This is a genomic window from Pseudomonas sp. Q11 (assembly GCF_024494355.1).
Classification (GTDB): Bacteria; Pseudomonadota; Gammaproteobacteria; order Pseudomonadales; family Pseudomonadaceae; genus Aquipseudomonas; species Aquipseudomonas hefeiensis.
Genome location: NZ_JAKNQY010000013.1, coordinates 93,721 through 113,804, shown reverse-complemented (window position 1 = coordinate 113,804; position 20,084 = coordinate 93,721). Strand labels below are relative to the sequence as shown.

Sequence of the window (20,084 nt, the reverse complement as noted above, 5' to 3'; positions counted from 1 at the left end):
GCTATGACTTTAATCCTTGGTATCGACCCCGGTTCGCGCATCACCGGCTACGGCGTGGTTCGTGATACCGGGCGTGGCTGCGTGTACGTCGCTTCAGGCTGTATCCGTACCGGTGCCGGTGAGTTGCATGAGCGCTTGCAGATCGTTTATCGCGGTGTGCGCGAAGTCATCCAGACCTACGGCCCGGTTACCATGGGCATCGAAAAGGTCTTCATGGCGCGCAACGCCGATTCTGCCCTGAAGCTGGGGCAGGCCCGTGGGGCGGCCATTGTCGCCGGTGCCGAGGAAAACCTGGAAATCGCTGAGTACACCGCGACCCAGGTCAAGCAGGCGGTCGTTGGAACGGGCGCGGCGAACAAGGAGCAGGTGCAAATGATGGTGATGCATTTGCTGAAACTGGTCAGCAAGCCGCAGATAGACGCTTCCGACGCCCTGGCCATCGCCATTTGCCATGCCCATACCCGCTCCAGCCTGTTGCCTCATGGCTTGGGAGCCGCACGCAGTCGTGGCGGGCGCCTGCGTCTCTGATAGCATCAGCGCAATCTTTCGTGAGCCCGAGCATTTTGCGCCTGTGTCGTCGGCCTGCATGCTCCGGCCATTACTCGCCAGCCCGCAGCTGGCCTACGCCCAAGGATCTGAAACGTGATTGGACGCTTGCGCGGCACCCTGGCTGAAAAACAGCCGCCGCACCTGATTCTGGATGTAAATGGCCTGGGTTATGAGCTTGAAGTGCCCATGACCACGTTGTATCGCCTGCCGTCGGTCGGTGAACCGCTGACGCTGCACACCCATTTGGTCGTGCGCGAGGATGCCCAGTTACTCTATGGCTTCGTCGGCAAGCGCGAACGGGATTTCTTCCGCGAGCTGATCCGTCTCAACGGTGTCGGTCCGAAACTGGCCCTGGCCTTGATGTCGAGCCTGGAAGTCGACGAGCTTGTGCGCTGCGTGCAGTCCCAGGACACTTCAGCCCTGACCAAGGTGCCAGGTGTGGGCAAGAAAACCGCCGAGCGCCTGCTGGTTGAACTCAAGGACCGCTTCAAGGCCTGGGAAGCGGTGCCGGCCATGTTCGCGCTGGTGCCTAACCAACCGGACGCGCCAGCACCTGCGGTCAGTGCGGAAAACGATGCGGTCACCGCCCTGATCTCCCTGGGCTACAAGCCGCAGGAGGCCAGCAAGGCGATTTCCGCTATCAAGGAAAAAGGCCTGAGCACTGAAGATATGATTCGTCGTGCCCTGAAGGGAATGATTTAAGTGATTGAAGCCGATCGTCTGATCGCCGCCACGGGCGCCCCCCGTGACCGTGAAGAAGTACAAGACCGTGCGATCCGCCCCGTCAGCCTGGCCGATTACATCGGTCAGCCGGCCGTTCGCGAGCAAATGGAGCTGTTTATCCAGGCTGCCCGTGGTCGCAGCGAGTCCCTGGACCACACCTTGATCTTCGGCCCGCCCGGTTTGGGCAAGACCACCCTGGCCAACATCATTGCCCAGGAAATGGGCGTGTCGATCAAGAGTACATCCGGGCCGGTCCTGGAGCGACCGGGTGACCTCGCGGCGCTGCTGACCAATCTTGAGCCCCATGATGTGCTGTTCATCGACGAAATCCATCGGCTGTCGCCGATCGTCGAGGAAGTGCTGTACCCGGCCATGGAGGATTTCCAGCTCGACATCATGATCGGCGAGGGGCCGGCGGCACGTTCCATCAAGCTGGATCTGCCGCCGTTTACCCTGGTGGGTGCCACGACTCGCGCCGGCATGTTGACCAACCCGCTGCGGGACCGTTTCGGTATCGTCCAGCGCCTGGAGTTCTACAACAACGCCGATCTGGCGACGATTGTCGGTCGATCGGCAGGCATTCTCGGGTTGCCGCTGGACCCGGATGGCGCTTATGAGATCGCCCGTCGGGCGCGGGGGACGCCGCGCATCGCCAACCGGCTGCTGCGTCGGGTCCGGGATTTCGCCGAAGTCCGCGCCAAGGGCCACATCACCAAGCCGATTGCCGACCTGGCGCTGAACCTGCTGGACATCGATGAACGTGGTTTTGACCACCAGGACCGGCGCCTGCTGCTGACCATGATCGAGAAATTCGACGGCGGTCCGGTGGGGGTGGACAGCCTGGCGGCGGCCATCAGCGAAGAGCGCCATACCATCGAAGATGTGCTGGAACCGTACCTGATCCAGCAGGGTTACATCATGCGCACCCCTCGCGGGCGTGTGGTAACTCGTCACGCCTATCTGCATTTCGGCTTAAACATCCCGACACGAATGGGTGAGATGCCGGTGGTAGACGAATTCCTCGATGCCGTGGACGATTGAACGACCTCTGTGCAGCGACTTTTTTCAGGTTCGTGCTGTCCCAGACGACACCCGGAGCGTCATTGCATTCGAGAATGAAAAAACAGTTGCCTGGCCGATTGGCAACCTGAGGAGTAAGCACTAGAGTATGCGCGCGCAAAACGGGCTGGAGTCGTTCGCACATCGCTGTCGCGTTTATTACGAGGACACCGATGCCGGCGGCATCGTTTACTACGTCAATTACCTCAAGTTTATGGAACGGGCTCGAACCGAACGGCTGCGGGAACTGGGTTTTGCCCAATCCGCGCTGGCAGGGGAGGACCTGTTATTCGTCGTGCATTCCAGCGAAGCGCGCTACCACGCGCCGGCGCGACTGGACGACGAGCTTCTGGTAAGTGCCGATGTCATCGAATTGAACCGTGTCAGCCTGCGCTTCAAGCAGCAGGTCAGGCGGGCTACGGATAATGCGCTGCTCTGTGAAGGGCAGTTTCTGGTGGCCTGTGTGCGCACCCATAGTTTGAAACCCCGGGCCATTCCCGAAGCTCTACGCGCGGCCTTTGCCGGCGTGAGCGGCGCCGGTACATACTCAGAGCAGGAGATAAAGCGTGGAAGCTAACGTCGTCGACCATTCCTCCATGTGGAGCCTGGTCAGCAATGCCAGCGTTGTGGTGCAGTTGGTAATGCTGATCCTGGTAGCCGCATCGGTGACCTCATGGATCATGATTTTTCAGCGCAGCAACATGCTGCGCGCCGGTCGCCGTGCCCTGGAGAGCTTCGAAGAGCGCTTCTGGTCCGGTATCGACCTGTCCAAACTCTACCGTCAGGCCGGCAGCAACCCGGACCCGGATTCGGGTGTCGAACAGATCTTCCGCGCCGGCTTCAAGGAGTTCTCCCGTCTGCGCCAGCAACCAGGCGTGGACCCCGAGGCGGTGATGGAAGGTGTGGCCCGTGCCATGCGCGTCGCCATTTCCCGCGAGGAAGAAAAGCTCGAGCAGGGCCTGCCGTTCCTGGCTACCGTCGGTTCGGTCAGCCCGTACATCGGCCTGTTCGGTACCGTTTGGGGGATCATGAACTCCTTCCGTGGCCTGGCCACTGCCCAGCAAGCGACCCTGGCCACCGTGGCCCCGGGTATCGCCGAGGCATTGATCGCCACCGCCATCGGTCTGTTCGCGGCCATCCCGGCGGTTATCGCGTACAACCGCTTTGCTGCCCGCAGCGAAACGCTGACCAGTCGTTACTACACCTTCGCCGATGAATTCCAGGCGATCCTGCACCGCAAAGTGCACACCAGCGAAGAATAAGCAGGTATTTCCCAATGGCTTTAATCGCTCGAGCCCGAAAAAAGCGCAAGCCGGTTGCCGAGATGAACGTGGTGCCCTACATCGACGTGATGCTGGTGCTGCTGGTCATCTTCATGGTGACCGCGCCGATGCTCAATCAGGGCGTGAAGGTTGATCTGCCCAAGGTTTCCAGCGAAGCCTTGCCGCAGGACAACAACACCCAGGTACTGACCATTTCGATCAAGGCTGACAAGACCTACTACTGGAACCTTGGCAGCGAAGTCGACACCGAGAAGCAGCAGGACCGGGCCATGACCTTGCCGCAGATGACCGATGCGGTGACCAAGATCATCAATGCCGGCAACAGCAACGGCAAGCGCACCCAGGTCTTCATTCGCGGCGACAAGACCGTCGACTACGGTGCCGTGATGGGCGCCATGGGCGGCCTGCAAAAAGCCGGGGTCGGTAATGTTGGCTTAATCACTGAGGCGCCCTGATGCAGCAACAGCGAGAGCCGTCCGCCTCGGAAAGCTACTTCTGGCCTAGTGTCTGGGCGATTGGCCTGCATGTGCTGGTGTTTGGCATGCTGTTCGTCAGTTTTGCCATGACCCCAGAGCTGCCGCCGGCCAAGCCGATCGTGCAGGCGACCCTGTATCAGCTCAAGTCCAAGAGCCAGGCCACCACGCAGACCAACCAGAAGCTTGCCGGTGAGGCGAAGAAATCCGCCGCGCGCCAGACCGAAGTCGAGCAGATGGAGCAAAAGAAGGTCGAGCAGGAAGAGATAAGAGCTGCGGAACAAAAGAAAGAGCAGGCGGCTCAAAAGGCCGAAGAAGCCAGGAAGGCTGACGAAGCCAAGAAAGCCGACGAAGCGAAGAAGACCGCCGAGGCCAAAAAGGCAGAAGAGAAACAATTGGCTGATATAGCCAAGAAGAAATCCGAAGAAGAAGCCAAGAAAGCCGCTGAAGAAGAGGCCAAGAAAGCGGCCGCTGAAGAAGCGAAGAAAAAGATTGTCGAGGACGCGAAGAAAAAAGCGGCCGAAGACGCCAAGAAGAAAGCTGAAGCTGACGAGGCGAAAAAGAAAATCGCCGAAGACGCGAAGAAGAAAGCCGCCGCCGACGCCGCCAAGAAAAAGGCTCAGGACGCAGCGCGTAAATCCGCCGAAGAGAAGAAGGCCCAGGCCTTGGCAGATTTGCTTTCCGACACGCCAGAGCGTCAGCAGGCATTGGCTGATGAGCAGGGCGATGAAGTCGCCGGCAGTTTCGATGATTTGATTCGCGCCCGAGCGGCGGAAGGCTGGGCTCGTCCACCTTCGGCACGCAAAGGCATGACGGTAGTATTACAAATCGGCATGTTGCCCGACGGTACGGTTACCTCGGTCGGCGTGTCCAAGTCCAGCGGTGACGGCCCGTTCGACGCTTCGGCGGTCGCGGCGGTCAAGAACATTGGGCGATTGACGGAAATGCAAGGAATGAAACCGAGCGATTTTGCTCCCTATCGTTCATTCAAGATGACATTCACACCTGAGGATCTAGCCTTGTGAGAAACCTTCTTCGATCAATGCTGGTCGTTATCTGCTGCCTGGCAGGGATAGCGGTAGCAGAGGAAAAGAACATCCTGGTCACCAGCGGCAGCGACCGGGCGACCCCGATCGCCGTCGTACCGTTCGGCTGGCAGGGCGGTAGCGTCCTGCCGGACGACATGGCGGAAATCATCGGCAATGACCTGCGTAACTCGGGTTACTACGCGCCGATTCCGAAGCAGAACATGATCAGCCTGCCGACCCAGGCGAGCGAAGTCATCTACCGTGACTGGAAGGCCCTGGGCGCCCAGTACCTGATGGTCGGCAACATCGTGCCGGCCGGCGGTCGCCTGCAGGTGCAGTACACCCTGTTCAACGTCGCCACCGAGCAGCAAGTGCTGACCGGCAGTGTGTCGGGCAGCGTCGATCAACTGCGCGACATGGCGCACTACATCTCTGACCAGTCGTTCGAGAAACTCACTGGCATCAAGGGCGCGTTCTCTACCCGCATGCTCTACGTGACGGCCGAGCGCTTCTCCGAGAAAAACACCCGCTACACCCTGCAGCGTTCCGACTATGACGGCGCTCGCGCGGTGACCCTGCTGCAATCGCGCGAGCCGATCCTGTCGCCGCGTTTCGCCCCCGATGGCAAACGCATCGCCTACGTCTCGTTCGAGCAGAGGCGTCCGCGTATTTTCATGCAACACATCGACACCGGTCGCCGTGAGCAAATCACCAACTTTGAAGGCCTGAACGGTGCGCCAGCCTGGTCGCCGGACGGTACGCGCCTGGCGTTCGTGCTGTCCAAGGACGGTAACCCGGACATCTATGTGATGAATCTGGCTTCGCGGGCGATTTCTCGCGTGACCAACGGTCCCGGCATCAACACCGAACCGTTCTGGGGCAAGGATGGCTCGACCATCTACTTCACCTCAGACCGTGGCGGCAAGCCGCAGATCTACAAGACCAGCGCCAGTGGTGGCGGTGCCGAACGCGTGACGTTCGTCGGTAACTACAACGCCAACCCTAAACTGTCGGCGGACGAAAAGACCCTGGTGATGATCCATCGCCAGGATGGCTTTACCAATTTCAAGGTGGCGGCCCAGGATCTGCAGCGCGGTAGTGTAAAGATCCTCACTGATAGCACTCTGGACGAGTCGCCTACTGTTGCGCCCAACGGCACCATGGTAATCTACGCCACCCGCCAGCAGGGCCGGGGAGTCTTGATGCTCGTGTCCATTAATGGACGCGTGAGGCTCCCGCTTCCTACCGCACAAGGCGAAGTCAGAGAACCGTCCTGGTCCCCTTACCTGAACTGACGCGGCGCAACACGTTTTACTTAACACACTGGGGTTCATTAGGAGTTTCACGATGGAAATGCTGAAGTTTGGTAAATTTGCTGCGCTGGCTCTGGCCATGGCTGTAGCTGTAGGTTGCTCGTCCAAAGGCGGCGACAACGCCGGTGAAGGCGCTGTTGATCCAAACGCTGGTTACGGCGCTAACACGGGTGCAGTTGACGGCTCCATGAGCGAAGAAGCTGCTCTGCGCGCAATCACCACCTTCTACTTCGAATACGACAGCTCGGACCTGAAGCCAGAAGCCATGCGCGCTCTGGACGTTCACGCCAAAGACCTGAAGGCGAACGGTGCTCGCATCGTTCTGGAAGGCAACACCGACGAACGTGGTACTCGTGAGTACAACATGGCACTGGGCGAGCGTCGTGCGAAAGCCGTTCAACGCTACCTGGTACTGCAAGGTGTTTCCCCAGCTCAGCTGGAACTGGTTTCCTATGGCGAAGAGCGTCCAGTTGCTACCGGCAACGACGAACAGTCCTGGGCTCAAAACCGTCGCGTCGAACTGCGTAAGTAATTCGACATGCGAACGTGCCGCCGTGCTGTAACTGTTCTGGCTCTCAGCCTTGCGCCGCTTGCGGTGTGGGCTGCGGTTCCCGTGGTCGATAATGATTCCGGCTATAACAATAGCGCTAGCAATTATCCGCCTGCAGGTTACGGTACGAGCGGCGCCTATGCCGGGGGAGGGGTTTCGGCCCCTGTCTCGGCACAGGGCCAGCTGTTCAACCAACTGCAGCAAATGCAAGAGCAGCTTTCACGCCAACAGGGCGCGATCGAAGTTCTGCAAAATGAAGTTTCGCGCATGAAGCAGGAAAGTCTGGAGCGATACCAGGATCTTGATCGGCGCATAGGAACCGGCGTTGCACCTGCCGCGACTCCTGAGAATTCTCCAGCCGGTGGCGACTTGAACGCCCCTGGCGCAGCCGCAGGCGCGGGGGCAGCCGCTCCAGCACCTGCCGCCGGTGGCGAGCCGGCTGATCCGGCGAAGGAAAAGCTCTATTACGATGCTGCCTTCGATCTGATCAAGGCCAAGGATTTCGACAAGGCCAGCCTGGCTTTTGCCGCTTTCCTTCGCAAATACCCCAACAGCCAGTATGCGGGTAACGCCCAATATTGGCTGGGTGAAGTGAATCTGGCCAAGGGCGACCTGCAAGGTGCCGGTCAGGCATTCGCCAAGGTCTCGCAGCTCTATCCCAAGCACGCCAAGGTGCCGGACTCGCTCTACAAACTCGCTGACGTGGAGCGTCGCCTGGGTCACACCGACAAGGTCAAGGGCATTCTGGAGCAGGTGGTGGCCCAATACCCGGGCACATCCGCCGCCCAACTGGCCCAGCGTGACTTGCAGCGTATGTGAGGCTGTTTGATCCGTTTCGAAGAAACCCGCGCTTGTCGCGGGTTTTTTCGTTAGAATTCACGCCCTTTTTATGGAACACGCTTCTTGGGATCTGCGCGTCGGCGGGGTTTCTTGAAGTGCCTGACGGAGGCGGACAGCCTGTTTAGCTGTTACGCCCGTGGCGACTATGCAAGACACATTGAGAATCACCGAAGTTTTTTACTCGTTGCAGGGTGAAACGCGAACGGCCGGGCTGCCCACAGTATTTGTGCGCCTCACCGGCTGCCCGTTGCGTTGCCAATACTGCGACAGTGCCTACGCCTTCAGTGGCGGCACCCTGCGAGCCCTGGACGATATCCTTGAGCAAGTGGCTGGCTATCGCCCACGTTACGTCTGCGTCACGGGCGGCGAGCCACTGGCGCAACCCAACGCCATCCCCTTGCTCAAGCGGTTGTGCGATGCCGGTTACGAGGTCTCGCTGGAAACCAGCGGCGCCTTGGACATCTCGCCGGTTGACCCGCGGGTCAGCCGCGTCGTCGACCTGAAGACCCCAGGGTCCAAGGAGGCCCATCGCAACCGCTACGAGAACATCGAGCTGCTGACGCCCAACGATCAGGTCAAGTTCGTCATCTGTTCGCGGGAAGACTATGACTGGGCCGTGTCCAAGCTGATTCAGTACGGTCTCGACCAACGGGCCGGCGAGGTGTTGTTTTCGCCGAGTCATCATGACCTGAACGCCCGGGAGCTGGCTGACTGGGTGGTGGCGGACAATTTGCCGGTGCGCCTGCAATTGCAGCTGCATAAATATCTTTGGAACGACGAGCCGGGGCGCTGATATGACTGAACACTCGAACATTGCAGAAAAACGTGCGGTCATCCTGTTGTCCGGCGGTCTGGACTCCGCGACGGTCGTGGCCATGGCTCGCGCCGAGGGCTACCGCTGCTACACCATGAGTTTCGATTACGGCCAGCGTCATCGCGCTGAACTGCACGCCGCTGAACGGGTAGCCCGGGACCTGGGCGTCGTCGAACACAAGGTGATCGGCCTGAACCTCAACGGCATTGGCGGCTCGGCCTTGACCGACAGCGCTATCGACGTGCCCGAAGCGCCGAGCGAAGGCATTCCGGTGACCTACGTACCTGCGCGCAACACCGTGTTTCTTTCCCTGGCGCTGGGCTGGGCCGAGGTGCTGGGCGCCCGTGACATTTTCATTGGGGTCAACGCCGTGGATTATTCCGGCTACCCGGACTGCCGTCCGGAGTTCGTCGAAGCGTTCGAGCGCATGGCCAACCTGGCGACCAAGGCCGGTGTAGAAGGGCAGGGCTTCCGCATTCAGGCGCCACTGCAGAATCTCAGCAAGGCCGATATCGTCCGGGCCGGGGTGAAGCTGGGCGTGGACTACGGGCTCACCGTTTCTTGCTATCAGGCTGACGATCAGGGGCGTGCTTGCGGCAAATGTGACAGCTGTCGCCTGCGTGCCGAAGGCTTCGCGGCGGCGGGTGTGAGCGATCCAACCCCTTATTTTTGATTTATTTCAAATTAGGTGTTGAATAGTCCTTAGAAATCAGTATTATACGCGCCACCACACAGCGGGTCGTTAGCTCAGTTGGTAGAGCAGTTGGCTTTTAACCAATTGGTCGTAGGTTCGAATCCCACACGACCCACCATTTTTTGCAGTTTTAAAAGTCTGGAAGGCCCACGAAAGTGAGGATTTCCGGATTTTTTTTTGCCTGTAGAAAAGTCGCGGCTCGAAAAAACGGAACCACTCGATGATTCGAGTGGTTCCCTGGGCTCGTTAAAGCAGGCCGTCCTCGGCGCATACCTTCACGATCTGTTCGCGAAACCAGATGTTGGCGTTGTCCTGACCGGGTTTCTCGCTCCACATCATATCCAGCGTAAAATTCGGTAAGCCCGCTGGCGGCCTGCGATGGCTGTATTTGCCTTCATCGCAGGTCAACGCCTGGATGCGCCGAGGCAGGGTCAGGATGAAATCGGTCCCGGGAATCATATTCAGTGCTGCCACGTAGCTGTTGGCCCGGGCGACAATCTGTCGGTTGTAGCCTTGCCGGGCGAGCCAGCCATCCACCATGTTGGTGTCGGACGTCCAGGGCGTCGGAAACACATGCTGGCAGGCAACAAACGCCTCCAAATCAAATTCCTCCTTGGGCAGCGTAAAGTCTTTATCGACCACGCAGACCAACTCATCTTCCAGCAATATTTGCGATCGTAATCCCTTGGCGCCGCGATGAAAGTTGGGGCCGAAACAAATGACCAGATCGAAGCGACCCTCCATCAGTTCGTCAACTGGAATATCTTTGTGGAATTTCGTGATGTTAATGATGACGGGGAAACGACTGCCAATGAATCGTTTCACTAACTGGGGAAGTATAAGAAGTTCAAAATACTCCGGGGCGCAGATATTGAATGTTATTTCTTTTTGGGTCGGGTCGAAAGTTTGAATGCCGGAGTGGCATATATTAATGGTTTTTAGGATGGTGAGTACATGGCTGTACATGGCCGTGGCTTTGTTCGTGGGCCGCATGCCACTACGGGTATTGATGAATAACTCATCTTCAAAACTTGTGCGCAGCTTCTTCAGGCAGTAGCTCACGGTTGACTGGCTCACGCAAAGGGTCTCGGACACCTCGGTGACGCTGCTTTGCTCGTACACCGCGACAAACACCATCAGGTCCTGCATGTCCAGCTTTCTAAGCAAATTACTATTGAGCATAAGATCCTTCTCGGCGCAATCCATCAGGTAGCGTCCCTTGTTTTTATGACAAAGGGGTTTATTTATATATTAGCGGAAGGCATTTATTTTTTAAATGGCTTGTGGGAATTTTCTTAAATATGCTCGCCTCGCTTTTTATAGAAATCCTGCACAAGGACGGAGGAGGACGATATGCAAATTCGCGTCGCAGAAACTAAGACACCGTTATGGGTGCAAGCCACTGAAGTAGTGAAAGAGAAATTTCGCAGTTCTTATTCGGCATCGGTTGAGCCGAACCCACAATACTTTGCGGTCACCCAGGATCCGTCGGACCGTATTCTTGCCTGTGCCGGTATTACGTTCGCGGACCACCGCACACTGTTCTCCGAGCAATACCTGGCGCAACCGATAGAAGTGATTTTGTCCCAGCGCCAGGAGAAAGCGATCGACCGTTCAAACATTGTCGAGATCGGCAACCTGATCTCCCATCACCTGACGGCCGGGATGATTCTGGTCAACATGATTCCCCTGTTGTCCTGGTGTATGGGCGGGCATTACTTGTTGTGTACGGTGACGCCCCGGGTTCGGCAAATGATGGAAAGTTGCCAGATCGATTTCGAGCCGCTGCTGACAGCAGACCCTACACGCCTGACCGAAGACGGTGGCAAGAACTGGGGGACCTATTACTCCAAATTGCCGGTCACCGGGTTCATCCGGGTAGACCCGCAGCGCTCGCGCTTCGCGGCCATGACGCTCAACACCTCGTTCACCCAACTGCCCAGCGATTCACTGGCGAGGGCGCAGCCATGAGCGCAGGGTTTATCCATCACTTGCAAAGAGCGTTGCAAGACAATCGCCAGGCTGTCTGCGCGGTGGACTGGTCGGCCGCGGGCAGCGAGCCGGTGGCATTGACCTATGGCGAGCTGGAACATCGGGCGCTCAATCTGGCCGCCGAACTGCAACGGCGTTTCCCCAGCCCGGCCCATGGCGATCATGTGGTCTTGGGAGTTGCCACGCGTAACAGCAGTGACTGGCTGGTGGCCGACCTTGCTTGCCTGTTTGCCGGGATTACCGCGTTACCGTTGCCGTTGGCTTTCAGCCAGGCCCAGGCTGAACACCTGGCCGAGCGTTGCGACGGGTTTGTGGTGGATGCCGCCGGGCAGCGGACACTGGCGCAGCGTTGGAAGTTGAATTTCCCTGAAAGCCGTTTGCGCCACATCAGCGAGCCGGTCATCGAACAGCCGTTGTTGCACAGGCCCAACGGTGACGACGACTGGATCTGCAAAATCATTCACACCTCGGGCACGACCAGTCGGCCGAAGGGCGTGCAGTTAAGCAATCAGGCGGTCGGTGCGGTGCTGGCATCGCTGCGTCAACGCATGCCCGCCGATGCTCATCGCCGTTACCTGTCGCTGGTGCCCTTGAGTTTGCTGCTCGAACAGGTGACTGCCGCCTATCTGCCGTTGCTGGCGGGCGGAACCGTGCATTTCTTGCCGCCGAACGAAGCATTGCTCGGCGAGCCAGGGGCCTCGCCACAGCGTCTGGTCGACTGGATCCTGCAGGTCCAGCCAACGGCCTTGACGGTGCCGCCGGTCATGGTCAATCGCTTCCTGGAACAAATGGACGAGGGAGGCGAGCAGGGCGAGCGCCTGGCGGGCTATCTGCAATCGGGTGTGCATATTACCTGCGGCGGCGCGGCGGTCAGCATCGATGTGCTGCGCGGTCTGGCTGAGCGGGGCATTGCTGTGTACCAAGGCTACGGCCTGTCCGAGAACGCCTCGGTGGTCAGCATGAACACCTTCGAACAGCAGCGCCTGGGCAGCGTGGGCAAACCCTTGCCCCATGTCCAGGTGCGTATCGGCGCTGACCAGACCATCGAGGTCAAGAGCAGCTCACTGTTCAGCGGCTATTCCGGCACGGACCCCAGCGCCTGCTCCATGTCCGGTGATGGCTGGATGGACACCGGCGATCTGGGAGCGCTGGACGCTGATGGCTACCTCTACGTGCACGGGCGCAAGAAGAACGTGATCTGCCTGCCCAACGGGCGCAACGTCAGCCCCGAACAGGTTGAGCTGGAGTATCGCAAATACCCCGGCGTCAACGATGCCGCGGTGTTTTTCGATGAGCGCCACGGCCTGGTGGCGTTGCTGTGTGTCGAGTCGGCACCGGCGCGCGATGAACTGGTGGCCTGGTCCGCCGGGCGTTTTTCCGACATCGAACGACCGAGTCGACTCTGGTTATTAACCCAGGATGACCCGTTGATCGAGCAGCTTTACACCGTTACCGGCCGACCGAAACGCGCCGACATCGCCACTGTTTTTTCCACTCTGCAAGGGACTGCATCCAATGACCACACCTGCCTTTCACTTTGAAACCGCGGACATCTCCATCGTCGAGTCGCACCACTTTGCCAGCCTGGGCAAGAGCGAGCTGTATGAGCTGCTGGGTCATTACGGGGTCGTGCTGTTTCGCAACTGTATCCACAGTGCTGAAGATTTCAGCGCCTACGTCACGCAAAACAGCTCACGGCTGAGCCTGGATCCGGCCCGTGTCATGGTGGGCGGCGCGGCACAGTTGGTGGACGCCGGGCATCAGGCGGTTGGTCTGCACTGTGAAAACGGCAACTCGCCGTTCTGGCCGGACATGACTTGGTTCTATTGCCAGGAAGCACCACGCAAGGGCTCGCAAACGACGTTGTGTGACGGTGAGAAGGTGTTGGCGAAACTGTCCCCAGCCTGCCGCCGATTTTTTGAAGAAAACCCTATCCGTTACAGCCGTACCGTTGCGGGGGAAAAATGGCGTCGCCTGGTTTGCCACTATTCGCCAGCGTTGTCGGACCCAGCGGCCGTCGAAATCGAGGATCTGTGGCAAATCATCGGGGAGGACCCGCAGACGGTTATTTCCTTCAACCCGGCCGATGATTCGATTCATTACGCCTTCAGCACCCCGGCGATCCTCACGTCCGCGTTCAGCCAGCGTCCGGCCTTTGCCAACAGCATCCTGGGACCGTCCTTCAACTACGAAGCTCCGGTGATCGACACCGTGGGTGGGCAGCCGATCCCTGCCGGGTTTCTGCTGGAAATTGCCGAAGTGTCCGGCCAGTACACCTGCCCGGTTGGCTGGCGCGACCATGACGTGGTGATGATCGACAACCGTCGGGTCATGCACGGTCGTGAAACCATCGTCGACGAACGTCGACGCATCTTCAACGCCTTGAGCTATCGCTGAGACTCATCATGAAGAACAACAAATACATCATCAGCGGACAGTACGAGACCTACCTCGACGGCGATGGCCGGCAGATTATCGACCTGACCGGCGGATTCGGTTTCCAGGTGCCGCCCGTGATCGAGGCGGTCAGTCGCCAAGCGGACATCATGGGGCTATCCAACCGGGTGCTGATGTCCGAACCGCTGATTGCCTTGTGCCGACGCCTGGCCGAGCTGCTGCCCGCGCCGCTCGTCAACTCTTATGTGTGCAGCTCCGGGGATGAGGCGTTCGAGGGTGCATTGAAGTTGTGCAAGGGCCTCAAGCCCAAGGGCAACACCATCGTGTTCATCCAGGGTGGTGATTATGGCGCGCTGACCTACGGACGTTGCCTCAGCGCCGCGCAAGATGATCTGGCCGTGCAGAATTTTCTAGGGTTCAAGCGAGTGGCGATTCGGCATCTCGCTGACCTGGACACGGTGGACTGGAGTGATTGTTTCGCGGTGTGCCACAGCAACATCCGCGTGGACGCCAATGGCCGATTGCAACTGCTCGATCCTGCCCTGCTCGAGCAGTTGCATGCCCGCGCAGCACAGGCTTGCGCGCCGGTCATCGCGGTCGACACCCACAGTTGCCTCGGTAGCCTGGGTACGCTGTTCGGTTTCCAGCGTTATCGTCCTGTCCCGGACATTGTCGTGCTTGGGGGACCCTTGGGGGGCAGCGCGATTCCCATCGGCACCTATACCTGCAGCGAGCGCATGGCCTGGCAGGTCTATGGGCGAAGCAGTCCGGCCAAACACGGCAGCACCACCGCCGGTAACCCGATGGCGTGTGTCGCGGCCCTGGCCGCCCTGGACTATGTGCAGGCCCACGACTCGCCTCGTCATTGTCTGGAGAACGGTCAGCAGTTGGCGCAAACCCTTGCTTCATTCGGTGCCGTAGCCGTGGGCGGCTGGGTCAGCCTGCCGCTGGCCGATGATCTGCAACCGTCCCTGTTGTGCGAAGCGCTTTACCAGCAAGGCGTTTATATCAGCCCACCCCAGGGCCGCGAATTGATCTTGCGCTGCCCGATCACTGCACGTCCCGAACAGATTCAACGTGCCGCCCACCTCATCAAGGAGACGCTAAGCCATGTCCTTACTCAGGCCGCATGAACAACTGCTGGATGATTGCCAGCGGTACTGGAGCGCATCGGCGGCCAAGCTGTATCGCCTGGGCAAGACCAGCGTTGAACAGCAGACCGATGGCATTCATGTCACCGACCACACCGGCAAGCGCTTCATTGATTGTGCGTGCAGCTACGGGGTGTTTATCGTCGGGCATCGCAACCCGACGGTGCGTGAGCAGGTGCAGACGCAATTGAATCAGTTGGCCTGGGTCCCGGAAGGCCGGCGCCATCCGCTTCAAGACAAACTGTCCGAGCGGCTTTGCCAACTGGTGCCGGGAGAATGGGGCGACGTGCAATTCATGGTCTCGGGCGCCGAGGCCGTCGAGCAGAGCCTGCGTTATGCGCTGCGGATCCAGCCCCAGCGGCGCGGGATCGTGGTAATGAGCGGCTCCTACCATGGCAAGACCCTGGCAGCGATGAGCATTCTGGGCCAGCAACAGCATCACAGCAGTTATGGCATCGCTTGCCCCGACGTAACGTGTGTCCCCTACGGCGATTTCGCCGCCTTGCAAAAGGCCATGGGCGAGGGTGTCTGTGCGGTGTACGTCGAGCCGATCCTGGGCGGTGCTCATCTACAGGTGCCCCCGGTGGGCTACATGGCCAACCTTCGAGCCTTGTGCGACGCCACGGGCACCCTGCTGGTGGCGGATGAAATCCAAACCGGTTTCGGGCGCTGCGGCAAATGGTTCGCCGTGCAATATGACGACGTGGTGCCCGACATCATGATCCTCTCCAAGGGCCTGACCGGCGGCTACACCTCGTTCGCTTGTGCCATGTACAGCCAGCGCCTGGCCACCCAGTATCCGCTCAGCGAAATCGAACCCGACACGCGAACCAATGGCGGGCATCCGCTAGCCTGCGCTTCGGCGCTCGCGGCCATCGACTACATCGAGCAACACAACCTGGTGGAGTTGTCGCGCGTCAACGGCGGGGTGCTGCGCCACGGCCTGCAACGACTGGCCTTGCGTTATCCGCACATCGTCGAGGATGTGCCGGGCGTAGGCTTGATGACGGGCCTGCGCCTGCGTGGTTCGGTCTATGAGGCCCTGATGAGCATGGAACTGGGCAAGCGTGGCGTCCACGCCGGGCATTCGATGAATGAAAAGGCCGAACGCCCGGTGTTACGGTTCTATCCGCCGCTGAACATCACCCCGCAAGCCTTGCGGCATGTCCTGGCGATGATCGAAGAGTCCCTGCAAGCCATCGATCGGCGCCCGGCGCTGGCGGTGAAAGCGTTTTCCCTGGTGGTGCGCAACATGTATCAGTTGCCCAACAAGTGGCTGCGCGGCAAGGAGGCGTCATGAGCCTGTTCAACCCCGATACGCTGACCCTGCGGGAAATGGCCGGTTTGCTGCGACGTGGCGTACTGACCAGTGTCACGTTGCTGGAGTTTTACCTGCAACGCATCGCTGAGCGTAACCGGCAGATCAACGCACTGATCCAGTTGGCGCCGGTCGAGGAACTGCGGCGCCAGGCCCGCGAGGCGGACGAGATGGCGCGCGTTGGCCAGATCAGCGGTCCGTTGCATGGCATTCCCATCACCATCAAGGATGTCCTGCATGTGCGCGGGTTCAAGATGTCCCGGGGGCTGGGGGAGCTGTTGGGCGAGCCGAGCGAGCAGGACGCAACGGCCGTCGCTCGGCTTCGCCAGGCCGGGGCGATCATCCTGGGCATCAGCAATGTGCCCGAGCTGTGCATGGCCTTCGAAACCGAAAACCTGGTCTACGGCCGGACCCTGAACCCCCACGACCTGCAACGCTCCGCCGGCGGCAGCAGCGGCGGTGAGGCGGCGGCGATCGCTGCAGGATGTTCGCCGGCCGGGCTGGCGTCCGATGCGTGCGGCAGTGTGCGGATACCGGCGCACTTCAATGGCATCTGTGGTTTGAAACTGACCCAGGGAAGGGTGCCGTTGACCGGTCAGTTTCCCAATGACCGTTCCGGGCTGTTTCACATGACCTCGGCCTTTGGCGTGATGGGCCGCTATGTCGATGACCTGGCGCTGCTCGGCCAATTGATCAGCGGTGCCGACGGGCAGGATCCGGACACCGTCGATGTACCGTTCGCCGACAGCGAGCCGCTGGCCAGCCTGCGGGTGGCGCTGTTCTCGGCGTCGAGCCGCACGCCGGTCAGCGCGGCGGTGAGCCAGGTCTTGCAACACGTCGAACGGTGCCTGGGCCCGGTGGTGGCCGAGGTGAGTACGGTCGCGCCGCCGATGCTTGATGAGGCCTGCGATGTGCTGTGGCGGGTATTCATCACCGGCGCCGACGCCGGTCGCGGCTGGCGGCAACTGTTCGAGTCCATGAACAAGCGACGTTTTACCCCGGCCATCGCTCAACTGCTGGACATGAGCGAGGCGGTGGAGTTGACCGTGGATGAAGTCAAACGCGACTGGATCATGATCGATACGTTTCGCTATCAACTGGCGAAGTTCTTCAAGCAGCACGACCTGTTCATCTGCCCGGTCTTTCCGGACGTCGCGTTCCGCCATGGAGAGTCCCTGAAGGATCGCGACCAGTATGCCTTCGTGTTCCCGTTCAGCCTCAGCGGTTCCCCGGCCGTGGTGATCCGCGCCGGAACTGACCCGGCCACCGGGATGCCCATCGGCATCCAGATTGTCGGACCCCACTGGCAGGAAGAACGGTTGTTGGCGGTGGCCGCTTTCCTGGAGCGTGAGCTGGAGCGCTGGAGTCCGGTTACGCCCCGTCCGGCATCGACGTACTGACCACCCTCAAGCCGTAACGGCTCTGGCGTTACGGCTGCTGAGCACCAGTGCCAACATGCCGATAGCCACCAGTGCAGCACCGAGGATCTCGATCATCAACGGTAGCTGCCGGAGCCAGAACCAGTGCAGCACGGTCACGAACAGGGTGCTGAGGTAGACATAGGAAATCACCGTGGACGGCGCGATCACTCCGATTGCCCGGTGCAACAGCCAGAACGTGGCGAGGGTGCCGAACACGGCCAGGTACATCAGCCAGCCGATGTCCAGCGTCGACAACTGCACAGCGCTGCGCCAGCCGCCGCTGAACAGGCAAAACACCAGCAGAAACAGCGCACCGAACAGCATGTTCCAGAACGTCATCGTCACCGGGTCGCGACCTTTCAGCGCGGTGGCCTTGAATCGTTGGCTGAGGGGTGAATACAACGCCATCGCCAGGCAGCCGGCACCGAAAACCAGCACGGGATAGAGTGCCGGCAATTGTCCCGGGGCCGAACCCTTGAGGGTCAGCAGCACAGCGCCGATCGCCGCGACCGACATCGGCAGCAGGCGGGTCTTGAGGCTCGGGTTGGGCAACAGAAATACCTCGAAGAACAAGGTCATCAACGGCACCAGCGTGTACAGCGTCGCGGTATTGACCGCCGAGGTGTAGCGCAACGCTTCGAACAACGAACCGAAGTACGTCGCCAATAGTAGGCCAAGTACGGCGTGGGCCAGCAGGCCTTTGCCGGAGACCGGCGAGGTGTTGTTCAGGAGTAACAACGGCAGGAACATCAGGGCGGAAAACAGCAGTCGCAGTCCCGTGAGCAGGATCGGATCGATTGACTGACTGACCTGCGCCGCGGCAAAAAATGACGCCGCGATCAGCATCGCCCAGATGAGCATGCCCCAGTGAGCGGCCGCAAAACCGACGTTTTTCATCAAGGTCTTATTCCTGCTTTCAAATACCGGAACGTCATGAAAGACAAATTGGCCGGCCGTCATGGGTGAGTGTCAAACACAGGGCCGCGGTAACCGCGGCCCGTGACGCAACTAGCTGATATGTCGCGCGTATTGGTTGGGATTGAAGCGCAGGACCATCACGATCATCAGCGCCATGACCGCTGTGAGCGACCACCAGGCCCATTCGAAGCTGCCCAACTGATCGCGGATCATCCCGGCAATCAACGGCGAGAGCCCGGCGATCAGGTAGCCGATACCTTGCACGAACGCCGTCAGACCACCGGCCCGACGTGGGTTGTCCAGGTGATCAAGGGACACGATCAGGCTCATCGGGAACAGACCGCCAATGCCCAGCCCCAGCAGGCAAGGCCACAACAGACTGAAGCGGTCCGGGCTGAGGATCAGGCCGCAGAAACCAGCGATGATCAGGGCTAGTAAAACGGCCAGGACCAGGCGCTTGTCCTGGCTGCGGTTGGCAATCGCCGGGGTGACGAGGCCGGACAATACTTCCATCGCGGTGAGGAACCCCAGCAGCAGGCCGGCGTGCTGTTCGCTCCAGCCTTTCTCCACGTAGTACGGTGCCAGCCACGCCAGTACGCAGGTGTAGGAGGCGGTGCCGAGGCCGAAGAAGATCGCCAGCAGCCAGGCCCGCGAATTGCTGAAAAACGATTCCTGGCGCTGCGCCGCAGCTTCGGGCAAAGGCGTGACGGCCGCGCGCTGGGCATACCAGCAGCCCAGGGCGATCAGCGCCAGCAGTGCCCAGATCGCCAGGCCGATACGCCAACTGCCGGTCTGCGCCAGGACGAACGGTGAAAACGACGCGGCAATCGCCGCGCCGCCCATGATGGACGTGACGTACAGGCCCATGAACAACGAGACATTGTTGGCGAAGCGCGATTTGATCAGTGCCGGCATCACGGCCTGGATCAGGGCGATGCCGATCCCCGCCAGCACCGCGCTGATAATCAGCTCGGCAGCGCTGTCCAGGTACAGGCGCGATGCCGTGGCGATACCGATGATCAGCAGCGACAGCACGATGGTGCGGTGCTCACCGATGCGCAGGGCAATGCGCATGCCCAAAAACATCGCCAGGCCCATGGCCATGACCGGCAACATGGTCAGTAACGAAGCGGTGCTGAAACTCAGCGGCACCTCGCCGCGAATGGCTGACAACAACGGCCCGACCGCCGCCATAGAGGGGCGCAGGTTCAGTGCCACCAACACCACGCTGACCATCAGCCAGACGGCGTGGGTGCTTGAAGTTCGAACGTTTTCCATAACAGAGCCTTGCTGAATAAAGCTCCATTTAGGCTGGGATGTGAGGGGCGGAGCAAACTGAAATCTGGTGGGGGGTATTTAAAAATCAGCTGGTTCACTAGCCGGTCTGGCCACCGCCCCTGTGTACGAACCTGCTCGCGATGGCGGGTACGCTAGCGTGCATCCATGTTCAACACATCTTCTGTGGGAGCAAAGCTTGCTCGCGACAGCGCGGGGGCAGATTGCATCCATGTTGAATGTGGCTCAGTCCTCGCGAGCAAGCTTTGCTCCCACATTGAACCGC

General features: G+C 60.0%; 21 protein-coding genes and 1 tRNA gene. 19 read left to right on the top strand and 3 right to left on the bottom strand.

The features are described from left to right. Positions 1-3: 3 nt before the first annotated feature. The 13 genes from ruvC to MA884_RS15480 all read left to right on the top strand — a co-directional run bounded on the left by ruvC (position 4) and on the right by MA884_RS15480 (position 9,444). Entirely contained in the window at positions 4-528 is a 525-nt protein-coding gene (gene ruvC, locus MA884_RS15540; RefSeq protein ID WP_030140802.1) for a crossover junction endodeoxyribonuclease RuvC, read from the top strand. Positions 529-642: 114 nt separating this feature from the next. Beyond that, a complete protein-coding gene (gene ruvA / locus MA884_RS15535) occupies positions 643-1,251 on the top strand; it encodes a Holliday junction branch migration protein RuvA (RefSeq protein WP_058542614.1) in 609 nt (202 codons plus the stop codon). Further along, positions 1,252-2,313 (top strand): Holliday junction branch migration DNA helicase RuvB, encoded by a 1,062-nt coding sequence (gene ruvB, locus MA884_RS15530; RefSeq protein WP_047227069.1) that lies wholly within the window; start codon positions 1,252-1,254, stop codon positions 2,311-2,313. A gap of 127 nt (positions 2,314-2,440) precedes the next feature. Continuing rightward, a complete protein-coding gene (gene ybgC / locus MA884_RS15525) occupies positions 2,441-2,908 on the top strand; it encodes a tol-pal system-associated acyl-CoA thioesterase (RefSeq protein ID WP_256231344.1) in 468 nt (155 codons plus the stop codon). Beyond that, the gene (gene tolQ / locus MA884_RS15520) at positions 2,898-3,593 is read left to right on the top strand and encodes a protein TolQ (RefSeq protein WP_047227067.1); all 696 of its coding nucleotides are present in this window, start codon (positions 2,898-2,900) and stop codon (positions 3,591-3,593) included. The genes ybgC and tolQ overlap by 11 nt, the downstream gene beginning before the upstream one ends. Before the next feature lie 23 nt (positions 3,594-3,616). Next, positions 3,617-4,069 (top strand): protein TolR, encoded by a 453-nt coding sequence (tolR, locus tag MA884_RS15515; protein WP_162277330.1) that lies wholly within the window; start codon positions 3,617-3,619, stop codon positions 4,067-4,069. Continuing rightward, on the top strand, positions 4,069-5,112 hold the full coding sequence (gene tolA / locus MA884_RS15510; RefSeq protein WP_256231343.1) for a cell envelope integrity protein TolA: 1,044 nt from the start codon (positions 4,069-4,071) through the stop codon (positions 5,110-5,112). Before tolR ends, tolA begins: the two co-directional genes overlap by 1 nt. After that, on the top strand, positions 5,109-6,410 hold the full coding sequence (tolB, locus tag MA884_RS15505) for a Tol-Pal system beta propeller repeat protein TolB (protein ID WP_371134782.1): 1,302 nt from the start codon (positions 5,109-5,111) through the stop codon (positions 6,408-6,410). The genes tolA and tolB overlap by 4 nt, the downstream gene beginning before the upstream one ends. A gap of 52 nt (positions 6,411-6,462) precedes the next feature. Next, positions 6,463-6,960, top strand: coding sequence for a peptidoglycan-associated lipoprotein Pal (gene pal, locus MA884_RS15500; RefSeq protein WP_256231342.1), 498 nt, complete (start codon positions 6,463-6,465; stop codon positions 6,958-6,960). Between the two features lie 6 nt (positions 6,961-6,966). Next, positions 6,967-7,797 (top strand): tol-pal system protein YbgF, encoded by an 831-nt coding sequence (gene ybgF, locus MA884_RS15495; RefSeq protein WP_256231341.1) that lies wholly within the window; start codon positions 6,967-6,969, stop codon positions 7,795-7,797. Positions 7,798-7,963: 166 nt separating this feature from the next. After that, complete coding sequence (gene queE / locus MA884_RS15490; RefSeq protein ID WP_256231340.1) at positions 7,964-8,611, top strand: 7-carboxy-7-deazaguanine synthase QueE; 648 nt, start codon at positions 7,964-7,966, stop codon at positions 8,609-8,611. Between the two features lie 19 nt (positions 8,612-8,630). Then, positions 8,631-9,305, top strand: coding sequence for a 7-cyano-7-deazaguanine synthase QueC (gene queC / locus MA884_RS15485; protein WP_256231381.1), 675 nt, complete (start codon positions 8,631-8,633; stop codon positions 9,303-9,305). Between the two features lie 63 nt (positions 9,306-9,368). Beyond that, positions 9,369-9,444, top strand: a tRNA-Lys gene (locus MA884_RS15480). 128 nt (positions 9,445-9,572) lie between these two features. Here MA884_RS15480 and MA884_RS15475 read toward each other — a convergent pair. Then, positions 9,573-10,508 carry a LysR family transcriptional regulator gene (locus tag MA884_RS15475; protein ID WP_256231380.1) on the bottom strand — a complete coding sequence of 312 codons (936 nt, stop codon included), beginning with the start codon at positions 10,506-10,508 and terminating at the stop codon, positions 9,573-9,575. Between the two features lie 171 nt (positions 10,509-10,679). Here MA884_RS15475 and MA884_RS15470 point away from each other — a divergent pair, with 171 nt between their 5' ends. The 6 genes from MA884_RS15470 to MA884_RS15445 are packed head-to-tail and all read left to right on the top strand — an operon-like array spanning position 10,680 to position 17,584. Continuing rightward, complete coding sequence (locus MA884_RS15470) at positions 10,680-11,297, top strand: thermostable hemolysin (RefSeq protein ID WP_256231339.1); 618 nt, start codon at positions 10,680-10,682, stop codon at positions 11,295-11,297. Continuing rightward, positions 11,294-12,859 carry an AMP-binding protein gene (locus tag MA884_RS15465; protein WP_256231338.1) on the top strand — a complete coding sequence of 522 codons (1,566 nt, stop codon included), beginning with the start codon at positions 11,294-11,296 and terminating at the stop codon, positions 12,857-12,859. The genes MA884_RS15470 and MA884_RS15465 overlap by 4 nt, the downstream gene beginning before the upstream one ends. Then, positions 12,834-13,715 carry a TauD/TfdA family dioxygenase gene (locus MA884_RS15460; protein WP_256231337.1) on the top strand — a complete coding sequence of 294 codons (882 nt, stop codon included), beginning with the start codon at positions 12,834-12,836 and terminating at the stop codon, positions 13,713-13,715. Before MA884_RS15465 ends, MA884_RS15460 begins: the two co-directional genes overlap by 26 nt. An 8-nt stretch (positions 13,716-13,723) precedes the next feature. Further along, complete coding sequence (locus tag MA884_RS15455) at positions 13,724-14,848, top strand: aminotransferase class III-fold pyridoxal phosphate-dependent enzyme (protein ID WP_256231336.1); 1,125 nt, start codon at positions 13,724-13,726, stop codon at positions 14,846-14,848. Continuing rightward, the gene (locus MA884_RS15450; RefSeq protein WP_256231335.1) at positions 14,826-16,166 is read left to right on the top strand and encodes an aspartate aminotransferase family protein; all 1,341 of its coding nucleotides are present in this window, start codon (positions 14,826-14,828) and stop codon (positions 16,164-16,166) included. The genes MA884_RS15455 and MA884_RS15450 overlap by 23 nt, the downstream gene beginning before the upstream one ends. Continuing rightward, a complete protein-coding gene (locus MA884_RS15445; protein ID WP_256231334.1) occupies positions 16,163-17,584 on the top strand; it encodes an amidase in 1,422 nt (473 codons plus the stop codon). Before MA884_RS15450 ends, MA884_RS15445 begins: the two co-directional genes overlap by 4 nt. 6 nt (positions 17,585-17,590) lie before the next feature. On the opposite strand, the gene MA884_RS15440 is transcribed toward MA884_RS15445, so the two are convergent. Both MA884_RS15440 and MA884_RS15435 read right to left on the bottom strand, forming a co-directional pair. Then, positions 17,591-18,502, bottom strand: coding sequence for a DMT family transporter (locus MA884_RS15440; RefSeq protein WP_256231333.1), 912 nt, complete (start codon positions 18,500-18,502; stop codon positions 17,591-17,593). Positions 18,503-18,613: 111 nt separating this feature from the next. Next, positions 18,614-19,801 carry a cyanate transporter gene (locus MA884_RS15435; RefSeq protein ID WP_256231332.1) on the bottom strand — a complete coding sequence of 396 codons (1,188 nt, stop codon included), beginning with the start codon at positions 19,799-19,801 and terminating at the stop codon, positions 18,614-18,616. Positions 19,802-20,084: the final 283 nt, after the last annotated feature.

Coding starts and splice junctions, on each gene's coding strand:
- ruvC (WP_030140802.1), top strand. CDS start 4: ATGACTTTAATCCTTGGTATCGACCCCGGTTCGCGCATCACCGGCTAC.
- ybgC (WP_256231344.1), top strand. CDS start 2,441: ATGCGCGCGCAAAACGGGCTGGAGTCGTTCGCACATCGCTGTCGCGTT.
- tolA (WP_256231343.1), top strand. CDS start 4,069: ATGCAGCAACAGCGAGAGCCGTCCGCCTCGGAAAGCTACTTCTGGCCT.
- pal (WP_256231342.1), top strand. CDS start 6,463: ATGGAAATGCTGAAGTTTGGTAAATTTGCTGCGCTGGCTCTGGCCATG.
- ybgF (WP_256231341.1), top strand. CDS start 6,967: ATGCGAACGTGCCGCCGTGCTGTAACTGTTCTGGCTCTCAGCCTTGCG.
- queE (WP_256231340.1), top strand. CDS start 7,964: ATGCAAGACACATTGAGAATCACCGAAGTTTTTTACTCGTTGCAGGGT.
- MA884_RS15475 (WP_256231380.1), bottom strand. CDS start 10,508: ATGCTCAATAGTAATTTGCTTAGAAAGCTGGACATGCAGGACCTGATG.
- MA884_RS15470 (WP_256231339.1), top strand. CDS start 10,680: ATGCAAATTCGCGTCGCAGAAACTAAGACACCGTTATGGGTGCAAGCC.
- MA884_RS15465 (WP_256231338.1), top strand. CDS start 11,294: ATGAGCGCAGGGTTTATCCATCACTTGCAAAGAGCGTTGCAAGACAAT.
- MA884_RS15460 (WP_256231337.1), top strand. CDS start 12,834: ATGACCACACCTGCCTTTCACTTTGAAACCGCGGACATCTCCATCGTC.
- MA884_RS15455 (WP_256231336.1), top strand. CDS start 13,724: ATGAAGAACAACAAATACATCATCAGCGGACAGTACGAGACCTACCTC.
- MA884_RS15450 (WP_256231335.1), top strand. CDS start 14,826: ATGTCCTTACTCAGGCCGCATGAACAACTGCTGGATGATTGCCAGCGG.
- MA884_RS15445 (WP_256231334.1), top strand. CDS start 16,163: ATGAGCCTGTTCAACCCCGATACGCTGACCCTGCGGGAAATGGCCGGT.
- MA884_RS15440 (WP_256231333.1), bottom strand. CDS start 18,502: ATGAAAAACGTCGGTTTTGCGGCCGCTCACTGGGGCATGCTCATCTGG.
- MA884_RS15435 (WP_256231332.1), bottom strand. CDS start 19,801: ATGGAAAACGTTCGAACTTCAAGCACCCACGCCGTCTGGCTGATGGTC.